The sequence below is a fragment of the Bradyrhizobium sp. Mp27 genome, from assembly GCF_029953005.1.
Lineage (GTDB): Bacteria > Pseudomonadota > Alphaproteobacteria > Rhizobiales > Xanthobacteraceae > Bradyrhizobium > Bradyrhizobium barranii.
Genome location: NZ_JASAUS010000736.1, coordinates 1 through 285 on the forward strand (window position 1 = coordinate 1; position 285 = coordinate 285).

Annotated in this window: 1 protein-coding gene; it reads left to right on the forward strand. The window is 63.9% G+C overall.

The features are described from left to right. The coding region (locus tag QJT78_RS52495) for a hypothetical protein (RefSeq protein WP_281460986.1) at positions 1–275 on the forward strand (275 nt) is incomplete at its 5' end. Between the last annotated feature and the right edge of the window lie 10 nt (positions 276–285).

Consider the following 285-nt stretch of genomic DNA (forward strand, 5'->3'; position numbering starts at 1 on the left):
GCGACGCCGCCTCAAGGCTGGCGACCTGCAACATTGGCCCTTGCGAAGTGGTTACATCGGACGGCGGCACCGAGTCCGGCGCCGCGGCGCTGAATCCCGCCGCAACGATCGCATTAGCCGACAATCCTGTATCGAATTTCGTCTCGATGGCCGGGGCCGGAAACGCGGCGCTGGCATTTGCCAGGACCGTCGTCACATTCAGCGGGATGCCGCTGAATCCATCAGCCACTCTTGCATTCGGCGTTGCGATGCTTGGGCGCGGTACCGCGATCTGACCAATCGCGG